Consider the following 23,958-nt stretch of genomic DNA (forward strand, 5'->3'; position numbering starts at 1 on the left):
GGGTGCATCTGATTGCTTCAGATCACTGGATTAACTGGATACGCAAGTGTATACACTTTCCGCAAAACAATAATGTGCGGGGGAGTAGGGGCATGCGTATCTGGCGTAAGAGCATCCAGTTGCAATTGATCACCAGCATGGGCGCTGCCTTGCTGGCGAGCATCCTGGTGGTGGTCATTATCTTCACCGTGGCGCTCAACCGCCTCACCGACCGCTACCTGGTCGACACTGCCCTGCCAGCCAGCATCGAAGCCATCCGCAACGACATCGAGCGCATGCTGGGCCAACCGTTGGTCGCTGCCGCGGACATTGCCGGTAACACCCTGCTGCGCGACTGGCTTGCTGCCGGTGAAGATCCCGCGCAGGCGCCCCAATTCATCGAATACCTGACCGCCGCCAAACAGCGCAACCACGCCTTTACTACGCTGTTCGCCTCGACTGAAACCGGCCACTACTACAACGAGAACGGCCTGGACCGCACCCTCAGCCGCAGCAACCCCAAGGACAAGTGGTTTTACGGTTACATCGACAGCGGCGCCGAGCGTTTCATCAACATCGACATCGATGGTGCCACCGGCGAACTGGCTCTGTTCATCGACTATCGCGTGGAAAAGGAAGGCAAGCTGGTGGGTGTGGCCGGCATGGGCTTGCGCATGACCGAATTATCGAAGCTGATCCACGACTTCAGCTTTGGCGAGCACGGCAAGGTGTTCCTGGTGCGCAACGATGGCCTGATCCAGGTGCATCCCGATGCTGCCTTCAGTGGCAAGCGCCAGCTTGCCGAACAGCTTGGCGCGGACGCAGCCAAAGGCGTCATGAACGGAGGCGAGAGCCTGCGTAGCAGCCGCTTCAGCCGTGACGGTGAGCGCTACCTGGCGCTGGGCCTGCCGCTGCGCGACCTCAACTGGACCCTTGTGGCCGAAGTGCCAGAGTCGGAAATTTACGCGCAAATGCATCAGGCCGTCTGGCTGACCAGCCTGATCGGTGGCGCCGTCGCGTTGGTGTCGCTGCTGTTGGTGGTACTGCTGGCGCGTGGCCTGGTGCGGCCGATCCGCCGCGTTACCGCCGCATTGGTTCAGATTGGCGGGGGAGCGGGTGATCTCAACCATCGGCTGGACGATTCGCGTCAGGATGAGCTGGGTGACCTGGCCCGTGGTTTCAACCGCTTCCTGGACAGCCAACGCAGCCTGATCGGCGAGGTGTTGAGTACCTCCGAGCGGCTGCGGCGGGCCGTGGAGCAGGTAACCCAGGTGGTGGACAATACCGCTGAGCGCTCCGGGCGCCAGCAGGAGATGACCGAGATGGTCGCCACTGCTGTACACGAGATGGGCCTGACCGTGCAGGACATCGCCCGCAATGCCGGCGATGCGGCCCAGGCGTCGCAGTCGGCACGAGACGAGGCGTTGCAGGCCCGCGAGGTGGTGCAACGATCCATTCGTGGCATCGAGGGCATGTCGGGCGACATCGGCAAGGCGGCCGATGCGGTCAGCCAGCTGGCCGACGAAGTCGCCTCGGTCGATGAAGTGCTCGCGGTAATCCGCAGCATTTCAGAGCAGACCAACCTGCTCGCGTTGAACGCTGCCATCGAGGCCGCGCGGGCAGGGGAGATGGGGCGCGGGTTCGCTGTGGTGGCCGATGAAGTACGTACGCTGGCCAGGCGCACACAGCTGTCCACCGATGAAGTGCAGCAGATGATCCAGCGCCTGAAGCTGGGTGCAGGTTCGGCGGTGAGTTCAATGCAGGCAGGGCAGCAGGCGACCGGCAGTGGCGTGGAATCGAGCCAGCGCACCGGGGCATCGCTGAGCGCGATTACCGACCAGGTAGAGCACATCAGTGACATGAACCACCAGGTGGCCACGGCTACCGAGGAGCAGTCGGCGGTGACCGAGGAAATCAACCGGACGGTGCAGGGGATTTCCGATTTGGCGCGTGAGACAGCGGCGGAGGTGCAAGGGTGCCGCGATGAGTGCCAGGCGTTGCGTGGGTTGGCTGATGACCTGGCGCGGCAGATGGGTGGGTTCAGGCTTTAGATCGCGGGGGCCGCAAGGCGGCCCCGGCTCTCGCTCAGCCACCAATGATCGCGCGGATATCCGCTGCCAGCTCACGCACCCGCGCTTCTTCGGTATCCCACGAGCACATGAAGCGCGCGCCACCGCTGCCGATAAAGGTATAGAAGCGCCAGCCCTTGCCCCGCAGCGCCTCGATGGCGTGCTCCGGCATCTGCAGGAACACCCCGTTGGCCTCCACCGGGAACATCAGCTCTACCCCCGGCAGGTCACTGACCAACGATGCCAGCAGCTGCGCGCAATGATTGGCGTGGTTGCCATGGCGTAACCAGGCACCACCTTCCAGCAGCCCGACCCATGGCGCCGACAAGAAGCGCATTTTCGACGCCAGTTGCCCGGCCTGCTTGCAGCGATAATCGAAGTCTTCGGCCAGCTGGCGGTTGAAGAACAGAATCGCCTCGCCCACCGCCATACCGTTCTTGGTGCCGCCAAAGCACAGCACATCCACACCGGCCTTCCAGGTCAGTTCGGCCGGGCTGCAGCCCAGGAAAGCACAGGCGTTGGTAAAGCGTGCGCCGTCCATGTGCAGGTTCAGGCCCAGCTCCTTGCAGGTGGCGCTGATCGCCTTCAGCTCGTCGGGGCGGTACACCGTGCCGACTTCGGTGGCCTGGGTAATGGTCACCACGCGCGGCTTGGGGTAGTGGATATCCTGGCGTTTGAGCGCCACTTCACGAATAGACTGTGGCGTCAGCTTGCCGTTGACGCTGGCCGCTGTCAGCAGCTTGGAGCCGTTGGAGAAAAACTCCGGCGCACCGCATTCGTCGGTTTCGACGTGGGCGGTCTCGGAGCAGATCACGCTGTGATAGCTCTGGCACAGCGACGCCAGGGCCAGGGAGTTGGCAGCGGTGCCGTTGAAAGCGAAGAACACTTCGCAGTCGGTTTCGAACAGCTTGCGGAAGTACTCCGATGCACGCTCGGTCCACTGGTCGTCGCCGTAGGCGCGGTCGTGGCCGTGGTTGGCTTTTTCCATCGCCGCCCAGGCTTCGGGGCAGATGCCGGAATAGTTGTCGCTGGCGAATTGTTGGCTCTTGTCTGTCATGGCACGGTCCTGTGAACGACGCAGATCAGCACTCTAAACCATCGATTCAGCACTTGCCTATACAACCCGTGCATCGGCTGATTTCTGTGTTGTCCGGGCTGGCCCTTTCGCGGGTGAACCCGCTCCCACAGGGCGTCGTAAGCCTTCAGAGCGCCGCCGTACCTGTAGGAGCGGGTTCACCCGCGAAAGGGCCAGCACAAACAGCACAACAGCGAATGTCGTAAACGCGCCATTGCAAGGCGTGCGCAGGCATCTGACCCGGCCCCGCCAGTCATAACATCGCCACAAAGGGCCACAGTGCCCCACGACAAAAAACGATCGCTGCCGGGAGATACACAATGTTCAGCAAGCAAGACCAGATCCAGGGTTACGACGATGCACTGCTGGCGGCGATGAATGCCGAAGAACAGCGCCAGGAAGATCACATCGAGCTGATCGCCTCGGAGAACTACACCAGCAAGCGCGTCATGCAGGCCCAAGGCAGCGGCCTGACCAACAAGTACGCTGAAGGCTACCCTGGCAAGCGTTACTACGGTGGCTGCGAGCACGTAGACAAGGTAGAAGCCCTGGCCATCGAGCGCGCCAAGCAGCTGTTCGGTGCCGACTACGCAAACGTCCAGCCACACTCCGGCTCGTCGGCCAACGGCGCCGTCTACCTGGCCCTGCTGCAAGCCGGTGACACCATCCTGGGCATGAGCCTGGCCCACGGTGGCCACCTGACCCACGGCGCCAAAGTGTCGTCCTCGGGCAAGCTGTACAACGCTGTCCAGTACGGCATCGACACCAACACCGGCCTGATCGACTATGACGAAGTCGAGCGCCTGGCGGTCGAGCACAAGCCGAAAATGATCGTTGCCGGTTTCTCGGCCTACTCCAAGACCCTCGACTTCCCACGCTTCCGCGCCATCGCCGACAAAGTGGGCGCACTGCTGTTCGTCGACATGGCCCACGTTGCCGGCCTGGTTGCCGCTGGCCTGTACCCGAACCCGATCCCGTTCGCCGATGTGGTCACCACCACCACCCACAAGACCCTGCGCGGTCCGCGTGGCGGCCTGATCCTGGCCAAGTCGAACGAAGAGATCGAGAAAAAGCTGAACGCCGCTGTATTCCCGGGTGCCCAGGGTGGCCCGCTGATGCACGTGATCGCTGCCAAGGCGGTGTGCTTCAAGGAAGCGCTGGAGCCTGGATTCAAGGCCTACCAGCAGCAAGTGATCGAAAACGCCCAGGCCATGGCCCAGGTGTTCATCGACCGTGGCTACGATGTGGTTTCCGGTGGCACCGACAACCACCTGTTCCTGGTCAGCCTGATCCGTCAGGGCCTGACTGGCAAAGACGCCGACGCCGCCCTGGGTCGTGCGCATATCACCGTCAACAAGAACGCCGTGCCGAACGACCCGCAGTCGCCGTTCGTCACGTCGGGCCTGCGTATCGGCACCCCGGCCGTCACCACCCGCGGCTTCAAGGTCGCCCAGTGCGTGGCCCTGGCTGGCTGGATTTGCGACATCCTCGACAACCTCGGTGACGCAGACGTCGAAGCCGATGTGGCGAAGAACGTCGCGGCCCTGTGCGCAGATTTCCCTGTCTACCGCTGAGTGGAGTCACACACCATGCAACGTTACTCGGGCTTCGGCCTTTTCAAGCACTCCCTCAGCCACCACGAAAACTGGCAGCGCATGTGGCGCACGCCAACCCCTAAAAAGGTTTACGACGTGGTCATTGTCGGCGGTGGCGGTCATGGCCTGGCCACGGCCTACTACCTGGCCAAAGAGCACGGCATCACCAACGTCGCCGTGATCGAGAAGGGCTACCTGGGCGGCGGCAACACCGCCCGTAACACCACCATCGTGCGTTCCAACTACCTGTGGGACGAGTCGGCGCACCTGTACGAGCACGCCATGAAGCTGTGGGAGGGCCTGTCCCAGGACCTGAACTACAACGTGATGTTCTCCCAGCGCGGCGTTTACAACCTGTGCCACACCCTGCAGGACATGCGTGACTCCGAGCGTCGGGTCAGCGCCAACCGCCTCAACGGCGTGGATGGCGAGCTGCTGAACACCGCCCAGGTTGCGGCCGAAATCCCGTACCTGGACTGCTCGAAGAACACCCGCTACCCGATCCTCGGCGCCACCGTACAGCGCCGTGGCGGCGTTGCCCGTCACGATGCCGTGGCCTGGGGCTTCGCCCGCGCTGCCGACGCCCTGGGCGTCGACCTGATCCAGCAAACCGAAGTGATCGGCTTCCGCAAGGAAAACGGCGCGGTCATCGGTGTTGAAACCAACAAAGGCTTCATCGGCGCCAAGCGCGTCGGCGTGGTCACCGCCGGTAACTCCGGGCACATGGCCAAGCTGGCCGGCTTCCGCCTGCCGCTGGAATCGCACCCGCTGCAAGCGCTGGTATCCGAGCCGATCAAGCCGATCATCGACAGCGTGATCATGTCCAACGCCGTGCACGGCTACATCAGCCAGTCCGACAAAGGCGACCTGGTGATCGGTGCCGGTATCGACGGCTGGGTCGGCTACGGCCAGCGCGGTTCGTACCCGGTGATCGAGCACACCCTGCAGGCCATCGTCGAGATGTTCCCCAACCTTTCGCGTGTTCGCATGAACCGCCAGTGGGGCGGCATCGTAGACACCTCGCCGGACGCCTGCCCGATCATCACCAAAACCCCGGTCAAGAACATGTTCTTCAACTGCGGTTGGGGTACTGGCGGCTTCAAGGCGACCCCCGGTTCGGGCAACGTCTTCGCCGCGAGCCTGGCCAAGGGCGAAATGCACCCACTGGCCGCGCCGTTCTCCATGGACCGTTTCTACAACGGCGCACTGATCGACGAACACGGCGCCGCCGCCGTCGCCCACTAACCGGAGACACCGTCATGTTGCATATTTTCTGTCCCCACTGCGGCGAGCTGCGCTCCGAAGAAGAGTTCCACGCCTCTGGCCAGGCACACATCGCCCGCCCGCTGGACCCTAACGCCTGCTCCGACGAGGAGTGGGGTACCTACATGTTCTACCGTGACAACCCACGCGGTATTCACCATGAACTGTGGGACCACGTTGCCGGCTGCCGCCAGTACTTCAACGTCACCCGTGACACCGTGACTTACGAAATTCTGGAAACCTACAAGATTGGCGAGAAGCCGCAAGTGACCGCCAATGGCAAAGCCGCCAGCGCCACGTCGACCGTCAAAGGCCAAGGGGAAAAAGTATGAGCCAGACCTATCGCCTCGCCAGCGGCGGCCGTATCGACCGCAGCAAGGTCCTGAACTTCACCTTCAACGGCAAGACCTACCAGGGTTATGCCGGTGACAGCCTGGCCGCCGCGTTGCTGGCCAACGGCGTCGACATCGTTGGCCGCAGCTTCAAGTACTCGCGCCCACGCGGCATCATCGCCGCCGGTACCGAAGAGCCGAACGCCATCCTGCAGATCGGCTCCAGCGAAGCTACCCAGATCCCCAACGTGCGCGCCACCCAGCAGGCACTGTACGCGGGCCTTGTCGCCACCAGCACCAACGGCTGGCCGAACGTCAACAACGACGTCATGGGCATCCTCGGCAAGGTAGGCGGCAGCATGATGCCGCCGGGCTTCTACTACAAAACCTTCATGTACCCCAAATCGTTCTGGATGACTTACGAGAAGTACATCCGTAAAGCCGCCGGCCTGGGCCGTGCACCGCTGCAGAACGATCCAGACAGCTACGACTACATGAACCGGCACTGCGACGTGCTGATCGTCGGCGCCGGCCCTGCTGGCCTGGCTGCTGCACTGGCCGCTGCGCGCAGCGGTGCCCGCGTGATCCTGGCTGACGAGCAGGAAGAGTTCGGCGGCAGCCTGCTCGACACCCGCGAAACCCTCGACGGCAAGCCTGCTGCCGAGTGGGTCAACGCCGTGGTCAAAGAGCTGGAAGGCCTGCCGGAAGTGACCCTGCTGCCACGTGCCACGGTCAACGGCTACCACGACCATAACTTCCTGACCATTCACGAGCGCCTCACCGACCACCTCGGCGACCGCGCCCCGATCGGCCAGGTTCGCCACCGCGTGCACCGCGTTCGCGCCAAGCGCGTGGTACTGGCTGCCGGCGCCCACGAGCGCCCGCTGGTGTACGGCAACAACGACGTGCCGGGCAACATGCTGGCCGGTGCTGTTTCCACCTATGTTCGCCGCTATGGCGTGGCGCCGGGTCGCAAGTTGGTACTGTCGACCAACAACGACCACGCTTATCGCGCCGCGCTGGACTGGCACGACGCAGGCCTGCAAGTGGTCGCCATCGCCGACGCCCGCCACAACCCACGTGGCTCGCTGGTTGAAGAAGCGCGTGCCAAAGGCATTCGCATCCTCACCTCCAGCGCCGTGGTCGAGGCCAAAGGCAGCAAGCACGTCACCGGCGCCCGTGTGGCGGCGATTGATGTGCAGGCACACAAAGTCACCAGCCCAGGCGAAGTCCTTGAGTGCGACCTGATCGCGTCCTCGGGCGGTTACAGCCCGATCGTGCACCTGGCTTCGCACCTGGGCGGTCGCCCGGTATGGCGTGACGATATCCTTGGCTTCGTGCCGGGCGATGCGCCGCAGAAGCGTGAGTGCGTCGGTGGTATCAACGGCGTGTATGCCTTGGGCGATGTGATTGCCGATGGCTTCGAAGGCGGCGTCCGCGCAGCCACCGAGGCCGGTTTCAAGGCCACTGTCGGCACCCTGCCAAAAACCGTGGCGCGCAAGGAAGAGGCCACCGTGGCACTGTTCCTGGTACCGCACGACAAAGGCACCAAGGGGCCGAAGCAGTTCGTCGACCAGCAGAACGACGTGACCGCAGCCGGTATCGAGTTGGCCACCCGTGAAGGCTTCGAGTCGGTCGAGCACGTCAAGCGCTACACCGCGCTGGGCTTCGGTACCGACCAGGGCAAACTGGGCAACATCAACGGCCTGGCCATCGCCGCCCGTTCGATCGGCATCACCATCCCGGAAATGGGTACCACCATGTTCCGCCCCAACTACACGCCGGTGACGTTCGGCGCGGTAGCGGGCCGTCACTGTGGTCACCTGTTCGAGCCTGTGCGCTTCACTGCCCTGCATGCCTGGCACGTGAAGAACGGCGCCGAGTTCGAAGACGTCGGCCAGTGGAAGCGCCCGTGGTACTTCCCGAAAGCCGGCGAAGACATCCATGCTGCCGTCACGCGTGAATGCAAGGCCGTGCGCGACAGCGTGGGCCTGCTGGACGCCTCGACCCTGGGCAAGATCGACATCCAGGGCCCGGACGCGCGCGAATTCCTCAACCGCATCTACACCAACGCCTGGACCAAGCTCGACGTGGGCAAGGCCCGCTACGGCCTGATGTGCAAGGAAGACGGCATGGTCTTCGACGACGGCGTAACCGCCTGCGTCGGCGACAACCACTTCATCATGACCACCACCACCGGCGGCGCTGCCCGCGTGTTGCAGTGGATGGAGCTGTATCACCAGACCGAATGGCCAGAGCTGAAGGTGTACTTCACTTCGGTCACTGACCACTGGGCCACCATGACCCTGTCCGGCCCTAACAGCCGCAAGCTGCTGAGCGAGCTGACCGACATCGACATGGACAAGGAAGCCTTCCCGTTCATGACCTGGAAGGAAGGCAACGTCGGTGGCGTGCCGGCCCGCGTGTTCCGTATCTCGTTCACCGGCGAGCTGTCGTACGAAGTGAACGTGCAGGCCAACTACGCCATGGGCGTGCTGGAACAGATCATCGAGGCCGGCAAGAAGTACAACCTGACCCCGTACGGCACCGAGACCATGCACGTACTGCGTGCAGAGAAGGGCTTCATCATCGTTGGCCAGGACACCGATGGTTCGATGAACCCGGACGACCTGAACATGAGCTGGTGCGTTGGCCGCAACAAGCCGTTCTCGTGGATCGGCCTGCGTGGCATGAACCGCGAAGACTGCGTACGTGAGAACCGCAAGCAGCTGGTGGGCCTGAAACCGGTCGACCCGACCAAGTGGCTGCCGGAAGGCGCCCAACTGGTGTTCGACCCGAAACAGCCGATCCCGATGGACATGGTCGGCCACGTCACCTCCAGCTACGCGTCCAACTCCCTGGGCTACTCGTTCGCCATGGGTGTGGTCAAAGGCGGCCTCAAGCGCATGGGCGAGCGTGTCTACTCGCCGCAGGCGGATGGCAGCGTGATCGAGGCGGAAATCGTGTCTTCGGTGTTCTTCGATCCGAAGGGTGAGCGGCAGAACGTCTAAGGCCCCGGATGGCGGCGCAGCCTGATTGCACGGCTGCGCTGCCCTGACGAACAAGAATTCAAGGCAGGTAAGAAATGAGCGCTATCAACGTCTTCCAGCAAAACCCCGGCGCCGAGGCCAAAGCCCAGTCGCCACTGCACCATGCCGACCTGGCCAGCCTGGTAGGCAAAGGCCGCAAGAACGCAGGGGTGACCCTGCGTGAACGCAAGTTCCTCGGTCACCTCACCCTGCGTGGTGATGGCCACAACCCGGAATTCGCCGCTGGCGTGCACAAGGCCCTTGGCCTGGAGCTGCCCGTGGCGCTGACCGTGGTCGCCAACAAGGACATGTCGCTGCAATGGGTCGGCCCAGATGAGTGGCTGCTGATCGTACCCGGCGGCCAGGAGCTGGCAGCGGAGCAAAAGCTGCGCGCGGCCCTTGAAGGCCAGCACATTCAGGTCGTCAATGTCAGTGGCGGGCAAAGCCTGCTGGAACTGCGCGGCCCGAACGTGCGCGACGTGCTGATGAAGTCCACCAGCTATGATGTTCACCCGAACAACTTCCCGGTGGGCAAGGCCGTGGGCACCGTGTTCGCCAAGTCGCAACTGGTGATCCGCCGCACTGCAGAAGACACCTGGGAGCTGGTAATTCGCCGCAGCTTCGCCGATTACTGGTGGCTGTGGCTGCAGGACGCTTCTGCCGAATACGGCCTGAGCATCGAAGCCTAAGGAGCAAGAACATGAGTCGGGCACCGGATACCTGGATTCTCACCGCCGACTGCCCGAGCATGCTCGGCACCGTCGACGTGGTGACGCGTTACCTCTTCGAGCAGCGCTGCTACGTGACGGAGCACCACTCCTTCGATGACCGGCAGTCGGGACGCTTCTTCATTCGCGTCGAGTTCCGTCAGCCGGACGATTTCGACGAGGCGGGCTTCCGGGCCGGCCTCGCAGAGCGCAGCGAAGCGTTCGGCATGGCTTTCGAGCTGACCGCACCCAACCACCGCCCCAAGGTGGTGATCATGGTGTCCAAGGCTGACCATTGCCTGAATGACCTGCTGTATCGCCAGCGCATTGGCCAACTGGGTATGGATGTGGTGGCCGTGGTGTCGAACCATCCTGACCTCGAACCCTTGGCGCATTGGCACAAGATTCCTTATTACCACTTCGCCCTCGACCCCAAGGACAAGCCTGGGCAAGAGCGCAAGGTGCTGCAGGTGATCGAGGAGACCGGTGCTGAGCTGGTTATTCTTGCCCGCTATATGCAGGTACTGTCGCCCGAGCTTTGCCGCCGTCTGGATGGTTGGGCGATCAATATTCACCACTCGCTGTTGCCGGGTTTCAAAGGCGCCAAGCCTTATCACCAGGCCTACAACAAGGGCGTGAAAATGGTCGGTGCCACGGCGCACTACATCAACAACGACCTGGATGAAGGGCCGATCATTGCCCAGGGTGTCGAGGTGGTGGATCACAGCCACTATCCCGAAGACCTGATTGCCAAAGGGCGGGATATCGAATGCCTGACACTGGCGCGGGCGGTGGGGTATCACATCGAGCGGCGGGTGTTCCTGAACGCCAACCGGACTGTCGTTCTGTAATAACCGGTACCGGCCTCTTCGCGGCTAAAGCCGCGCCTACAGGTACTGGCCCTTGGATGGGTGCGGTCCCTGTAGGCGCGGCGTTAGCCGCGAAGAGGCCCGCACAAGCCGCCGCTCTGTTTGCCCACATTCCCCAACGACACTCCTGCCGCTAAAAGGCATCTCTCTGTCGCTCCCAGTCAGTGCAGATCTCCCCATCCGGCCCACAATTCCCTCATTCCAGAAACACATGCCGCCCACGGATGGCGGCGCGTTCAACCACCGCTGCATAAATAAAAATCAAGCGAGGTAAGAGCATGTCTGGCAATCGTGGAGTGGTGTATCTCGGCGCTGGCAAGGTCGAAGTACAGAAGATCGACTACCCGAAAATGCAGGACCCGCGCGGCAAGAAAATCGAACACGGCGTCATCCTGAAGGTGGTCTCCACCAACATCTGCGGCTCTGACCAGCACATGGTCCGTGGCCGCACCACTGCCCAGGTCGGCCTGGTCCTGGGTCACGAAATCACCGGTGAAATCGTCGAGAAGGGCCGCGATGTCGAGCGCATGCAGATCGGCGACCTGGTATCGGTCCCGTTCAACGTCGCCTGCGGCCGCTGCCGCTCCTGCAAAGAGATGCACACCGGTGTCTGCCTCACCGTCAACCCGGCCCGCGCCGGCGGTGCCTACGGCTACGTCGACATGGGCGACTGGACCGGTGGCCAGGCCGAATACGTGCTGGTGCCGTACGCCGACTTCAACCTGCTGAAGCTGCCTGAGCGCGATAAGGCCATGGAAAAGATCCGTGACCTGACCTGCCTGTCCGACATCCTGCCCACCGGCTACCACGGTGCCGTAACCGCTGGCGTCGGCCCAGGCAGCACTGTCTACGTTGCCGGTGCCGGCCCGGTCGGCCTGGCCGCCGCTGCCTCGGCGCGCCTGCTGGGCGCCGCCTGCGTGATCGTCGGTGACCTGAACCCGGCTCGCCTGGCCCATGCCAAGTCGCAGGGCTTCGAAGTGGTCGACCTGTCCAAGGACACCCCGCTGCACGAGCAGATCGTCGACATCCTCGGCGAGCCGGAAGTGGACTGCGCCGTCGACGCCGTCGGCTTCGAGGCCCGTGGCCATGGCCACGAAGGTGCCAAACACGAGGCCCCGGCCACCGTGTTGAACTCGCTGATGCAAGTGACCCGCGTGGCCGGCAACATCGGTATCCCGGGCCTGTATGTAACCGAAGACCCAGGCGCAGTGGATGCCGCTGCCAAGATCGGCGCGCTGAGCATCCGCTTCGGCCTGGGCTGGGCGAAATCGCACAGCTTCCACACCGGCCAGACCCCGACCATGAAGTACAACCGCCAGCTGATGCAGGCGATCATGTGGGACCGCATCAACATTGCTGAAGTGGTGGGTGTGCAGGTGATCAACCTGGATCAGGCGCCGGAAGGGTATGGCGAGTTTGATGCGGGTGTGCCTAAGAAGTTTGTGATTGACCCGCACAAGATGTGGGGCGCGGCATAACCGCTTGGAGTCAGATGAAACCCCTCTTTCGAGGGGTTTTTTCATCTCGTCTTACGGTAGAACGGCCATCGAAGGCTAAAGCCACGAGATTCTCTGGTCGACCTGTCAAGGCCGGTCGCTGACTTCGATGCAACCGGCCGAGACTAGTAGGCAGCCCTGATGATCGCAGTGGCTTAAGAGGCTTGGGATTACATTTCAGAAACCGCTTCCAAGGAACATGAAATCGCGGGGGGTTGGAGTCTGATTGGTTCGCCGAACTCTCGCCAGTTCATCAGTTGGCGGCGAGGAATCTGCTTGGTATCCGGGTAGGCTGTTGTCTGTGGCGGGGACTGAGGCTGAGACTGCATTTTGAGCCTGCATGAACTTATCCATGTTGGTTTGGCGCTTAGCAGTCAGATCATCCCACTTGGTTATCTCAGCGCTACGCTTCAATTCGTTGTTCGTTATCTTGGCTTTTAGGGATTCTACGTAATGTGATGGCTGGTTCCCGTATTCATCAGGGTGGTTATTGCTCCTTCTTTCAATCTTCCAATGTCTCAAATCGACATTTAGCTGGCTGAGCTTCTCGTCATAATGGTAAATTCTTTTTTCGACTTTGATTATTTTGTTGTTCAGTAGCTCAAGTTTTTTGGCGTAGTGTTTGAAAGCTGAAATCGGACTGCGTTTAAAAATTGATACTAAGAAATGCCCACTAGGGTCAGTGTTGTTAACAGGGTCGGCCATGCAATAAGCATAAGTATTTAATCCGCCCCTGCCGAACGGGCTCATTGTGTCCTGACTGCAGAAGCGCATCAGGGAGGGGCTAAACAACCTATATCCATTTCCCAGAGGGTACAGCATAGATACCGGGTCACACCGATGCCCGTTGAAGGCGAGCAACGACTTCATGACATGTTCATCAGAATAGCCGTAAGGCGAATAAGCTATGGTGTCTCGAGATAAACCTATAATTGAATTAGAGCGGTCGGTCTGTACTATTTTAGTCGGTTGTGTCTGCTCCATTTGGGCAATTGGTAATCCCAGAGCCCGCAGGGCCTTGTAGTTGCCTTGGGCGGAAACCTCATTAGATAATTGACCGGTTTGGTAAAAATACATGGAGGTTCGATTAGCCGCCTTTCCCGGCGGCATTGTGGTTGATCGATTTTTTTTACTATTCCTGTCTACGTTTTCAGCCATGATTTGATCCCGCCTCAGACTTTGCACTGAGTGTTTACGTTGCACTCCGCTGCCGGATGGTACAACTAGCATTTTTGCTAGGTAGTAAGCGGTCGGAACAAAACCCCAAACCACGAGTCAAACCCCTCGTTTCCCGGCCATCCCGGCCAACGAGGTCCCTCCCGATGAAAGCATTCACCCTGGCAACCCTGATGACCCTGGCTGCAAGCCCGGTGTTCGCCTTCAACCTCAGCGACGCTGCCAACGCCGTGTCCGCCATGCAGAACCAGCAACAGCAAGGCCAGGTACAGGCACCCGAAGCGCAGGCCAATCTGCTCAATACCCTGGGCAACCAGTTGAACATCACCCCCGAACAGGCGGTAGGCGGGGCAGGGGCCATGCTGGGGCTGGCGCGCAATAACCTTAGCAGCGATGACTATGGGCAACTGACCAAGGCGGTGCCAGGGCTGGACCTGCTGGCCGGTGCAAATGCGCTGGGCGGGTTAAGTGGGTTGAGTGATTTGCTGGGCAAGAACAGCGAAAGCCAGTCGGCCTTGAGCAATGCGCTGGGCAACAACGTGGAAAACCGCAGCGACCTGGACAGTGCGTTCAAGGCGCTGGGCATGGACACCGGGATGATCGGGCAGTTTGCGCCGTTGCTGCTGCAGTACCTGGGGCAACAGGGGATTGCCGGGGCGTTGTTGCAGAATCTGGGGAGTTTGTGGGCCACACCGGCGCCATTGGCTCAGCCCTCGGTCTGAAGGTCGGGTGAGGATTCTTGCGCAGTCTGCCCGGGCCTCTTCGCAGGGTACCCGCGAAGAGGCCCGGGCAGACACTTAAAAAACATCAGCTCATTTCCTGCCGTAGCTGCTCGATCCGCTGGTCCTTGGCCACCCACAACTGGTTGACCCAGGCCTGCACCGTTTGCCGAAACTCGGGATCATTCTCGTAATCCCCCGCCCACAACGCCGGGTCCAGCTCACGCACCTGAATGTCGATAATCACCCGGCTGATGCTGCCATTGAGCAAGTCCCAAAACCCCGGCGCCTTGTTGCCGGGGTACACGATGGTCACGTCCAGCAGGGCATCCAGCTGCTCGCCCAATGCGGCGAGCACAAACGCCACACCGCCCGCCTTGGGCTTGAGCAGGTAGCGATACGGCGACTGCTGCTCCTGGCGCTTGGCTTCGGTAAACCGGGTGCCTTCCAGGTAGTTGACCACGGTCACTGGCTGGCGCTTGAACAGCTCGCAGGCCGCCTTGGTGATTTCCAGGTCCTTGCCCTTGAGCTCCGGGTGCTTTTCCAGAAACGCCTTGCTGTAGCGCTTCATGAACGGGTAATCCAGCCCCCACCAGGCCAGGCCAAGCAACGGCACCCAGATCAGCTCCTTTTTCAGGAAGAACTTGAAGAACGGTGTCCGGCGGTTGAGGCTTTCGATCAGCGCCGGGATGTCGACCCAGGTCTGGTGGTTGCTCACGGCCAGGTACGAGGTGTCCTTGCGCAGGTTTTCCACACCGCGGATGTCCCACTGAGTAGGGATGCACAGGGCGAAGATGGCTTTGTCGATTTCCGACCAGGTTTCGGCCACCCACATCACTGCCCACGAGGCATAGTCACGCCCACGGCCTGGCAGCACCAGCTTGAGCAGGGCGAAGACCAGCAGCGGGCAGATCAACACCACGGTGTTGAGCAGCAGCAGGGTGGTAGTGAGAATGCCGGTCAGCAGGTGACGCATAAAGAGACTCTTGTTGTGGGAGATAAACGGTTGGCAATGATAAGCAGGGCGGTGGCCTACGCCAAATGTCCAATGCCCGACGGCGGGGACAAATGTTTCACATTATGTTGGTTAGGCTCGTGACAGCGAACCTATCTGCCCAGTGCAGTCTAAGCATTGACCCTCTCAAGGAAGCCTGCTTGTGAAATCTCTTTTAGCCATGTTGTCGCTGTTGGCGCTGCCGGTGATGGCCGCCGAACCCACTATCTACGGCCGTTACGAGAATATTGCCCTGCCTGAACTGGGCGAAACCCTGAAAGCCAAGATGGACACTGGCGCCTTCACCGCGTCGCTGTCGGCCAAGGATATCGAGCTGTTCACCCGCGATGGGGACGAGTGGGTGCGCTTCCGCCTGGCGACCAAGGAATCGGACGGCAAGGTGTACGAGCACAAGGTCTCGCGCATCAGCAAGATCAAGGGCCGTGCCGATGAAGAGGACGAAGGGGATGCGCCAGAGATCTCCAAGCGCCCGGTGGTCGACCTGGAGTTGTGCCTGGGGGATGTGAAGCGCACCGTCGAGGTGAATCTGGTGGACCGCAGCAACTTCAACTACCCGCTGCTGGTGGGTTCCAAGGCGCTGCGCGAGTTCAAGGCGGCGGTCAACCCGGCGAAGAAGTTCACTGCTGGCAAGCCAGGCTGCTGATCTGAAGCGTGCGCTATACAATGTAGGAGCGGGCTTGCCCGCGAACACACATAATGGGGTGTCAGGCACCGGCTTCGCCGGTGTTCGCGGGCAAGCCCGCTCCTACACTGAAATGTGCCAACCTTCAAAACCGCAAGGCCGGACGCCATGCCTCATATCCTCATCGTCGAAGACGAAGCCGCCATCGCCGACACCCTGGTCTACGCCCTGCAGGCCGACGGTCACAGCACCGAGTGGGTAACCCTGGGCAGTGCCGCCCTCGACCAGCAGCGTCAGCGCCCGGCCGACCTGGTCATCCTCGACATCGGCCTGCCCGACATCAGTGGCTTCGAAACCTGTCGCCAGCTGCGCCGGTTCACCGAGGTGCCGGTGATGTTTCTCAGCGCGCGGGACGGTGAAATCGACCGCGTCGTGGGCCTGGAAATCGGTGCCGACGACTACGTGGTAAAACCATTCAGCCCTCGTGAAGTGGCAGCGCGCGTTCGGGCGATCCTCAAACGCATGGCCCCGAGGGCCGAGGTTGTCGGCGAAACCACCTTGTTCCACCTCGACACCTTGCGCATGCAGATCACCTACCGCAGCCAGCCGCTCACGCTGACCCGGCATGAGTTCCGCTTGCTGCAATGCCTGCTCGAACAACCGCAGCGGGTGTTCAGCCGCGAACAGCTGCTCGACGCTTTGGGCGTGGCCTCCGACGTGGGCTACGAGCGCACCATCGACAGCCATATCAAGAGCCTGCGCGCCAAGCTGCGCCAGGTAGCGGGTGACGCCGAGCCGATCCAGACCCATCGCGGCCTCGGTTACAGCTATAGCCCGGAGCACGCCTGATGCGCTTGGGCATTCGCATCTTTCTGGTGTACTTCCTGTTCGTCGGCTTGGCCGGTTACTTCTTGCTCAATACCGTACGCGAACAGATTCGCCCGGTAGTGCGCCAATCCTCCGAAGAAACCTTGGTAGACACTGCCAACCTGCTGGCAGAAATCCTGCGGGATGACGTCAAGGCTGGCACCCTGAACCAGGGCCGCCTGCCCGAGGTGCTCGAGGCCTACGGCTCGCGCAGCCCGGGCGCACAGATCTGGGGGCTGGCCAAGAACCAGGTCAGCCACCGCATCTATGTCACTGACGCCAAGGGCATCGTGTTGCTGGACTCCAGTGGCGAGGCCCTGGGCAAGGATTACTCGCAGTGGAATGACGTGCTGCTGACCCTGCGAGGCCAGTATGGCGCCCGCTCCACCCGCAGCGACCCCAACGACGAAAGCACCTCGGTGATGCACGTTGGCGCGCCGATCATCGACAACGGCAAGATCATCGGCGTTGTCACCGTCGCCAAGCCCAATAGCTCATTGCAACCCTACATCGACCGCTCCGAGCGGCGCCTGCTCACCCTGGGGCTAGGGCTGATCGGCCTGGGCTTGTTGATCGGCGCGGCTCTGTCGTGGTGGCTTGCGCACTCGCTGCGCAAGTTGGCAGGTTATGCGCAGGCGGTCAGCGAAGGGGAACGTGCGGAGCTTCCGCATTACAAGGGCGGCGAGCTGGCGAACCTGGCACAGGCAGTGGAACGCATGCGCACCCAGCTGGAAGGCAAGGCCTATGTCGAGCGCTACGTGCACACCCTGACTCACGAGCTGAAAAGCCCGCTGGCGGCCATCCGTGGTGCTTCCGAGCTGTTGCAGGGCGAGGATATGCCCGCTGATCAGCGGGCACGCTTTGCCGGCAATATCGAGCGCGAGAGCGAGCGGTTGCAACAGATGATCGAGCGGCTGCTCAACCTGGCCAGGGTCGAGCAGATGCAGGCGCTGGAGGACGAGCAGCAGGTGGCGCTGGCGGCATTGGTCGATGAGTTGCTGCTGGCCCATGCGGCGCGTATCGAAGGCGCCCGTTTGCAGGTACGTCAGCGGGTGCCTGCCACTTTGCGCTTGCTCTGCGATCCGTTTCTGATGCGCCAGGCGTTGGCCAATCTGCTCGACAACGCACTGGACTTCACTCCGGAAGGTGGCACGCTGCTGTTCGACCTGGAGCGCGATGGCGAACGGGTGGCGTTGAGCTTGTTCAACCAGGGGCAAGCGATACCGGCCTACGCCATCGGGCGGGTCAGCGAGCGGTTCTACTCGCTGCCGCGGCCCGGGAGCGGGCGCAAGAGTACCGGGCTGGGGCTGAACTTCGTGGCCGAGGTGATGCAGCTGCATGGCGGAGCCTTGGCGGTGGACAACGTCGATGGCGGGGTGCGGGTGCGGTTGTGGCTGCCGGTGCGGCGCATCAGCTGAGACAGCCGGGGCTGCACAGCAGCCCCAAATACACGTAAATCACACACGCGCTCCACAAAGCCTCCATGCAAGGCGCAGACACTGCGCCCAATGCCACAGGAGGCCACATGAACAAGACCCTCGGTTTCAAACTCGGCATGATCGCCATGCTGATGTTGCTGCTGCTCATCCCGCTACTGCTGATCAACGGCCTGATCGACGAACGCCAGGCCATGCGCGACGGCGTGTTGCGCGATATTGCCCAGAGCACCAGCTTCGACCAGCAACTCAGCGGCCCGCTGCTGGTGGTGCCGTACCGCAAGTACCAGCGCCGCTGGATCGAAAAGGACGGTGAGCGTACCCAGGAAACCAGCACCATCGCCGGCCACCTGTACTTCCTGCCGGAAACCTTCGACGCCGACCTGGGTGTGGACACCGAACTGCGCGCCCGCGGCATCTACCAGGCGCGGTTGTTTCACACCAAAGGCCGTATCAGCGGCCGCTTCAAGCTCCCGGCGCATTGGGGCATCGACAAGGACTTTGACGACTACCGCTTCGACACGCCGTTCCTGGTGGTGGGCATCAGTGATATCCGCGGTATCGAAAGTGCTCTGGAGCTGAGCATGGACGATCAAAAAGTGCCGTTCGAGCCCGGCACCCAGCTCGACTGGATGCGCGGCGGCGTGCATGCCAGCCTGCCGGGGCTGGACGGGCTACAGGCGCGAGCGTTCAGTTATGGCTTTGACCTGGCGCTGCAAGGTACCGGCCAGTTGCACGTGGTCCCCGTGGGCCGTACCAGCAGTGTGGGCATGCGCGCCAACTGGCCGCACCCGAGCTTCGTCGGCAACTACTTGCCCAACCGCCGCGAAATCGATGCTCAAGGCTTCAGTGCCCATTGGCAAACCTCGTTCTTTGCCACCAACCTTGAGGATGCCATCCGCCAGTGCGCTAACGCCGGGCAGTGTACGGATTTCAGCGAGCGCAGCTTTGGCGTGAGTTTTATAGACCCGGTGGACCAGTACCTGAAAAGCGAGCGGGCAATCAAATACGCGTTGTTGTTCATTGCCCTGACCTTTGCCGGCTTCTTCCTGTTCGAGGTAATGAAGAACCTGAGCGTGCACCCCGTGCAGTACATCCTGGTGGGCGTGGCGCTGGCGTTCTTCTATCTGCTGCTGCTGTCGTTGTCCGAGCACATTGGCTTTGGTCTGGCGTATGGGCTGTCGGCTTCAGCCTGTGTGCTGCTGATCGGCTTCTACCTGAGCCATGTGTTGCGCAGCCTGGGGCGAGGGGTGGGTTTTGCTGCGGGTTTGGCGGCGTTGTACGCGCTGCTCTTCGGGCTGCTGAGTGCCGAAGACTATGCGCTGCTGATGGGGTCGCTGTTGTGTTTCGGCTTGCTTGGGGTGTTCATGGTGCTGACCCGGCGGCTGGACTGGGCGCGTGTGGGGAGGGCGGCATGAGGGAGGATAGAGAGATCGGGCGCTGGTTGGCGCTCAGGATCGGGCTGTTGTTTCCTGTGATACCGAGGTGAGGCCTTCGCGGGCACGCCCGCTCCCACAAGCCCACCACAGATAGCGCACACTGTGGAAAACCTTGTAGGAGCGGGTTTACCCGCGAAGGGGCCCTCAGGCCACTGGCGCTGTAGCGACCATCGATGGCCGCTTGACCACCTCGGCATACCACGCCGCCAACCCAGGCTGGTGCTCGCGCCAGCCAAACCCGGGCTGACGCAAATCCAGATAGCCCAGCGCACAGGCCACACCAATCGCCGCCAGGTCGAAGCCGGAGATCAGCTCCGGCAAGTGCTCCTGCTCCAGGTTGGCCAGGCTACGGCGGATCTTGTCACCCTGCGCCTGCAGCCAGCCATCCCAGCGCTTGTCTTCTGGCCGCAGGAAGCTCTCATACCGGCTCGACACCGCCGCATCCATGATCGCATCGGCCTGTGATACCAAGGTCATGCGCCGCCAGCGCGCCGAACCTTCACGCGGCAGCAGCGGCAGGCCAACGTGCTGCAGGTCGAGGTACTCGCAGATTACCCGGCTGTCGTGCAGCACGGTGCCGTCTTCCAGGCGCAGGGCCGGGATCTTGCCGATCGGGTTGTCCTGGTTGAGCTGCGGGTCGCCGCTCACCGGGCTGATGTTCACCGGCTGCAGCTGCACACGCTCAAGCTGGCCGGTCTCGTGCAACACCACCATGACCTTGCGCACGAAAGGCGACAACGGCGAGTGGAACAGGGTCATCGTGCTCATGCTTCAGTTACCTTGCAGGCTGGGTGGCAGGCACACGCCGGTGCCGCCGATGCCGCAGTAGCCGTCCGGGTTCTTGGCCAGGTACTGCTGGTGGTAGGCCTCGGCGAAATAGACGGTCGGTGCCTGGTCGATTTCGGTGGTGATTTCGCCGAAGCCGGCCTTGCTCAGCTCGGCCTGGAAGGCGTCGCGGCTGGCCTTGGCCTGTTCCAGCTGTTCCGGGCTGGTGCAGTAGATGGCCGAGCGGTACTGGGTGCCGATGTCGTTGCCCTGGCGCATGCCTTGGGTCGGGTTGTGCAGCTCCCAGAACATTGCCAGCAGTTCGCGGTAGCTGACCTTGTCCTTGTCGAACACCACCAGCACCACTTCGGTGTGGCCGGTCAGGCCCGAGCAGACTTCTTCGTAGGTAGGGTGCGGGGTGAAGCCGCCGGCGTAGCCGACCACGGTGCTGACCACACCTTCACGCTGCCAGAAGCGGCGCTCCGCGCCCCAGAAGCAACCCAGGCCGAAGATGGCGAAGTCGATGGCGCCTTCGAAGAACGGGCCGAGCAGCGGGGTGTCTTTGAAGACGTAGTGGAACTCGGGCAGGCTCATTGGCGTGTCGCGGCCAGGCAGGGCCTGTTCCGCAGTTGGCATGACGTTTTTGTTCACCAGGATTTCCGAACGCAGGACCATGGCCGTTCCTCTGTATGTCATTGAGATGGGGGCTGGGGCCTTCGCGGGTAAACCCGCGAAAGGGCCCGAATGGCTTCTATAGTGCCCGAGGATTACGCAGCTGTCAGGCCACCGGGCCACGCGGATAGCGCTTCAGCCGTTCGGCCAGCTCGCGCCCGGGAATCGGCCGGTCGAACAGGTAGCCCTGGCCCACATCGCAGCGGTGACGGCGTAGGAATGCCAGCTGCTCCGGCGTCTCGATCCCTTCGGCCACCACCTTCAGCTTCAGGTTGTGGGCCATGGCCACCACCGCCGAGGTGATTTCCATGTCGTCCTGGTTGTCGGGGATTTCGTTGATGAAGCTGCGATCGATCTTGAGGATGTCGATCGGAAACTTCTTCAGGTAGCTCAGCGACGAATAACCGGTGCCAAAGTCGTCCATGGCCAAGGTCAGGCCCAGGGCCTTCAGCTCGTCCAGCTGGCGGTGGGTGTCTTCGCTGGCTTCCAGCAGCAGGCCTTCGGTCAACTCCAGCTCCAGCAGGTGCGGGGGCAGGGCTTCTTCCTTGAGGATGGTGCTGATCGACGCCACCAGGTCCGGGTCGGAGAACTGTTTGGGCGACAGGTTGATGGCTACATGCAGGTTGCCCAGGCCGGCCTTGCGCAGTTGCTGGCTCATGCAGCACGCCTGGCGCACTACCCATTTGCCGATAGGGATGATCAGGCCGGTTTCCTCGGCCACGCTGATGAACTGGTCCGGGCGGATCATGCCGCGTTCGGGGTGGTTCCAGCGCAGCAGCGCTTCCAGGCCCAGCAGGCGACCGCTGCGCAGGCACAGCTTGGGCTGGTAGAACACGTCCAGCTCATTCTGGGTCAGGGCACGGCGCAGGTTGTTCTCGACGAACAGCTTGTAGCTGGCTTCGGCGTTGAGCACTTCGGTAAACACCTGTACCTGGTGTTTACCGTTGGCCTTGGCCTTGTGCAATGCAAGGCCGGCATTCTTCATCAGGCTGGCCGGGTCGACGCCGTGCAACGGTGCACAGGCCAGGCCTACCGAGGCGGTGACGTTGATCAGCTGGTTGTCGACGAACATCGGCTTGTCGAGGGTGCACAGCAACTGCTGGGCGACGCCTTGGCCATCTTCAAGGCTGGTGTGGTCGAGCAGCACGGCGAACTCGTTACTGGCAAAGCGCGCCAGGATGCCACCGCTGTGCAGGCTGTTGCGCAAACGCCTGGCCAGGCTGATCAACAGCTTGTCGCCGGTCTGGTGGCCTAGGCTGTCGTTGATGCGCTTGAAGTTGTCGATGTCCACCAGCAGCAGGCACATCGAGCTTTCGTCATCGCGGGCGAAGCGCTCGTCCAGGCTGCGGATGAACGCCGGGCGGTTGCCCAGGTTGGTGAGGTTGTCGGTGTAAGCCAGGCGTTCGATGCGTTGCTGGGCCAGCTTGGTCTGGGTGACGTCTTCGTAGATGCCGATGTAGTGGGTCAGCTCACGGTTGTCACCGTACACCTTGGAAATCGACAACTGGCCCCAGTACGGCTCCAGGTTTTTGCGCCGGCTCTTGAACTCGCCCTGCCAACTGTTGCCCATTGCCAGGCTCGACGGCGAGTCGAACAGCAGTTCGCTGAGGTTCTCCAGTGCCGGTAGCTCGCCCAGCTGGCGGCCCTGCACTTCGTCGGTACTGTACTGGGTGATGGCGGTGAAGCTGGGGTTGACGTACTCCACCCGGCCGTCGCGGTTCACCAGCAGAAAGGCGCTGGCGCTCTGCTCGACCGCACGCTGGAACAGGTGCAGGGCGCTGGCCGCAGCCCGTCGTTTGTGGTTTGTGATCACTTGGGCGAACTGGTCGGCCAGCTCGCCGGCAAAGGCAATTTCGTCCGACTGCCAGGCCCGTGGCTGGCCGGTTTGCTCCAGGCACAGCACGCCAATCACCTGGCCATCGACACGGATGCTGGCGTCGAGCATGGCCTTGTTTTCCGGGCGCATGCTTTGCGCCAGGGCGCGGGTGCGCGGGTCGTGGCCGGCGTTGTGAGCGTCGATGGCGCGGCTTGCGTGCAGTGCATCCAGGTAGTCGGGGAAGCGGCTGGCATCGATGGCTTCGGGCTGGCGGTGCTCCTGTGCGTCGCGGTACCAGGCGATGATCGGTTCCAGGCGTTGGTCTTCCAGGTGCCAGATGCTGGCGCTGTCGACCTTGTAGATTTCGCAGGCGCTTTGGGTGATCAGCTGGGCCGCTTCGAGCAGCGAGTTGCCCGCGCTGTAGCGATGGCGGGCGAGGCGCAGGATAAGGTCCTGCTGGCCGCGCACCCGCTCCAGGTGCTCCAGTTGTTCTTGCTGCGTGCGCTGGTTCAGCTGCAGGGCCAGTTGCAGGCGGTTGTTGCGTGACTCCAGGTCGCTGGCGCCGGGTTCGCCGGTCTCTTCCTGCTGGTCGTCGAGCACGCTCAGGTAGCCGCGCAACAGCTGGCGGTTGTGTTGCTTGTAGGCTTCACCCGCTTCCAGCAGGCGCAGCGAGGTGCTCGGCGTGTGCAGGGTGTAGCGCACGCGATAGTAGCCGCGCTGGGCCAGTTGCAACTGGATTTCGTCGTGCAGCCGGTAGCGTGCTTCGGGTTCCATCAGGCTGGCGTAAGGCGCGTCAATCAGGGCACACAACTCGCCGGTTTTCAGGCCGAACTGGCGCTCACAGGCTGGGTCAAGGTAGAGCATGGCCCAGGTGGCTTCGTTGAGCCTTTCGAAACGCAGCATGCCGAGCCGCGAGGGCACGGGTAACTGTGTCACGACCTCGGCCGCCACACGGCTGGCGGCATCGGGTTGGCTTTTCATCGAAGACTCGCTTGAAGAGGGAACGCTGCCTTGTGG

The 23,958-nt window shown here is 62.2% G+C and carries 19 protein-coding genes; 13 read left to right on the top strand and 6 right to left on the bottom strand.

Going from position 1 to position 23,958, the window contains the following annotated elements:
• Positions 1 to 92: 92 nt before the first annotated feature.
• A complete protein-coding gene (mcpH, locus tag BJQ17_RS26495; protein WP_070096851.1) occupies positions 93 to 2,030 on the top strand; it encodes a methyl-accepting chemotaxis protein McpH in 1,938 nt (645 codons plus the stop codon).
• 34 nt (positions 2,031 to 2,064) lie between these two features.
• Here the strand turns inward: mcpH and BJQ17_RS26500 are convergent, their stop codons facing one another.
• A complete protein-coding gene (locus BJQ17_RS26500) occupies positions 2,065 to 3,105 on the bottom strand; it encodes a low specificity L-threonine aldolase (protein WP_003255682.1) in 1,041 nt (346 codons plus the stop codon).
• Positions 3,106 to 3,443: 338 nt separating this feature from the next.
• Between BJQ17_RS26500 and BJQ17_RS26505 the strand changes: the two genes are divergently transcribed.
• From BJQ17_RS26505 to fdhA, 7 genes are all read left to right on the top strand, one after another.
• Complete coding sequence (locus BJQ17_RS26505) at positions 3,444 to 4,697, top strand: serine hydroxymethyltransferase (RefSeq protein WP_003255681.1); 1,254 nt, start codon at positions 3,444 to 3,446, stop codon at positions 4,695 to 4,697.
• Positions 4,698 to 4,712: 15 nt separating this feature from the next.
• The gene (locus tag BJQ17_RS26510) at positions 4,713 to 5,963 is read left to right on the top strand and encodes a sarcosine oxidase subunit beta family protein (RefSeq protein WP_003255680.1); all 1,251 of its coding nucleotides are present in this window, start codon (positions 4,713 to 4,715) and stop codon (positions 5,961 to 5,963) included.
• A gap of 14 nt (positions 5,964 to 5,977) precedes the next feature.
• Positions 5,978 to 6,313 (top strand): sarcosine oxidase subunit delta, encoded by a 336-nt coding sequence (locus BJQ17_RS26515; RefSeq protein ID WP_003255679.1) that lies wholly within the window; start codon positions 5,978 to 5,980, stop codon positions 6,311 to 6,313.
• A complete protein-coding gene (locus BJQ17_RS26520) occupies positions 6,310 to 9,324 on the top strand; it encodes a sarcosine oxidase subunit alpha (RefSeq protein WP_003255678.1) in 3,015 nt (1,004 codons plus the stop codon). The genes BJQ17_RS26515 and BJQ17_RS26520 overlap by 4 nt, the downstream gene beginning before the upstream one ends.
• Before the next feature lie 74 nt (positions 9,325 to 9,398).
• Positions 9,399 to 10,031, top strand: a complete 633-nt coding sequence (locus tag BJQ17_RS26525) for a sarcosine oxidase subunit gamma (protein WP_003255677.1) — start codon at positions 9,399 to 9,401, stop codon at positions 10,029 to 10,031.
• A gap of 11 nt (positions 10,032 to 10,042) precedes the next feature.
• Positions 10,043 to 10,900, top strand: a complete 858-nt coding sequence (gene purU, locus BJQ17_RS26530) for a formyltetrahydrofolate deformylase (protein ID WP_003255675.1) — start codon at positions 10,043 to 10,045, stop codon at positions 10,898 to 10,900.
• A 296-nt stretch (positions 10,901 to 11,196) separates the two neighbouring features.
• Positions 11,197 to 12,396, top strand: a complete 1,200-nt coding sequence (fdhA, locus tag BJQ17_RS26535) for a formaldehyde dehydrogenase, glutathione-independent (protein ID WP_003255673.1) — start codon at positions 11,197 to 11,199, stop codon at positions 12,394 to 12,396.
• Positions 12,397 to 12,591: 195 nt separating this feature from the next.
• Here the strand turns inward: fdhA and BJQ17_RS26540 are convergent, their stop codons facing one another.
• Positions 12,592 to 13,572, bottom strand: a complete 981-nt coding sequence (locus tag BJQ17_RS26540; protein WP_232891522.1) for an RHS repeat-associated core domain-containing protein — start codon at positions 13,570 to 13,572, stop codon at positions 12,592 to 12,594.
• A 164-nt stretch (positions 13,573 to 13,736) separates the two neighbouring features.
• On the opposite strand from BJQ17_RS26540, the gene BJQ17_RS26545 reads away from it, so the two are divergent.
• Positions 13,737 to 14,312 carry a DUF2780 domain-containing protein gene (locus tag BJQ17_RS26545; protein WP_070096853.1) on the top strand — a complete coding sequence of 192 codons (576 nt, stop codon included), beginning with the start codon at positions 13,737 to 13,739 and terminating at the stop codon, positions 14,310 to 14,312.
• Between the two features lie 85 nt (positions 14,313 to 14,397).
• Here BJQ17_RS26545 and BJQ17_RS26550 read toward each other — a convergent pair whose 3' ends face one another.
• A complete protein-coding gene (locus BJQ17_RS26550; protein WP_054888468.1) occupies positions 14,398 to 15,285 on the bottom strand; it encodes an acyltransferase in 888 nt (295 codons plus the stop codon).
• 181 nt (positions 15,286 to 15,466) lie between these two features.
• On the opposite strand from BJQ17_RS26550, the gene BJQ17_RS26555 reads away from it, so the two are divergent.
• From BJQ17_RS26555 to creD, 4 genes are all read left to right on the top strand, one after another.
• Complete coding sequence (locus BJQ17_RS26555; protein WP_014860930.1) at positions 15,467 to 15,967, top strand: ATP-dependent zinc protease; 501 nt, start codon at positions 15,467 to 15,469, stop codon at positions 15,965 to 15,967.
• A gap of 147 nt (positions 15,968 to 16,114) precedes the next feature.
• Positions 16,115 to 16,795 carry a two-component system response regulator CreB gene (creB, locus tag BJQ17_RS26560; protein WP_011953261.1) on the top strand — a complete coding sequence of 227 codons (681 nt, stop codon included), beginning with the start codon at positions 16,115 to 16,117 and terminating at the stop codon, positions 16,793 to 16,795.
• A complete protein-coding gene (gene creC / locus BJQ17_RS26565) occupies positions 16,795 to 18,231 on the top strand; it encodes a two-component system sensor histidine kinase CreC (protein WP_070096854.1) in 1,437 nt (478 codons plus the stop codon). The genes creB and creC overlap by 1 nt, the downstream gene beginning before the upstream one ends.
• A gap of 107 nt (positions 18,232 to 18,338) precedes the next feature.
• Positions 18,339 to 19,667, top strand: a complete 1,329-nt coding sequence (gene creD / locus BJQ17_RS26570) for a cell envelope integrity protein CreD (protein ID WP_070096855.1) — start codon at positions 18,339 to 18,341, stop codon at positions 19,665 to 19,667.
• A gap of 165 nt (positions 19,668 to 19,832) precedes the next feature.
• On the opposite strand, the gene BJQ17_RS26575 is transcribed toward creD, so the two are convergent.
• From BJQ17_RS26575 to BJQ17_RS26585, 3 genes are all read right to left on the bottom strand, one after another.
• Positions 19,833 to 20,456: a glutathione S-transferase gene (locus BJQ17_RS26575; protein ID WP_070096856.1), complete on the bottom strand. Its 624-nt coding sequence runs from the start codon at positions 20,454 to 20,456 to the stop codon at positions 19,833 to 19,835.
• A gap of 3 nt (positions 20,457 to 20,459) precedes the next feature.
• The gene (gene msrA, locus BJQ17_RS26580; RefSeq protein ID WP_010951691.1) at positions 20,460 to 21,128 is read right to left on the bottom strand and encodes a peptide-methionine (S)-S-oxide reductase MsrA; all 669 of its coding nucleotides are present in this window, start codon (positions 21,126 to 21,128) and stop codon (positions 20,460 to 20,462) included.
• Positions 21,129 to 21,231: 103 nt separating this feature from the next.
• Entirely contained in the window at positions 21,232 to 23,922 is a 2,691-nt protein-coding gene (locus BJQ17_RS26585; protein ID WP_070096857.1) for a bifunctional diguanylate cyclase/phosphodiesterase, read from the bottom strand.
• Positions 23,923 to 23,958: the final 36 nt, after the last annotated feature.

It is taken from the genome of Pseudomonas sp. NBRC 111139 (assembly GCF_001753955.1).
Taxonomy (GTDB): domain Bacteria; phylum Pseudomonadota; class Gammaproteobacteria; order Pseudomonadales; family Pseudomonadaceae; genus Aquipseudomonas; species Aquipseudomonas alloputida.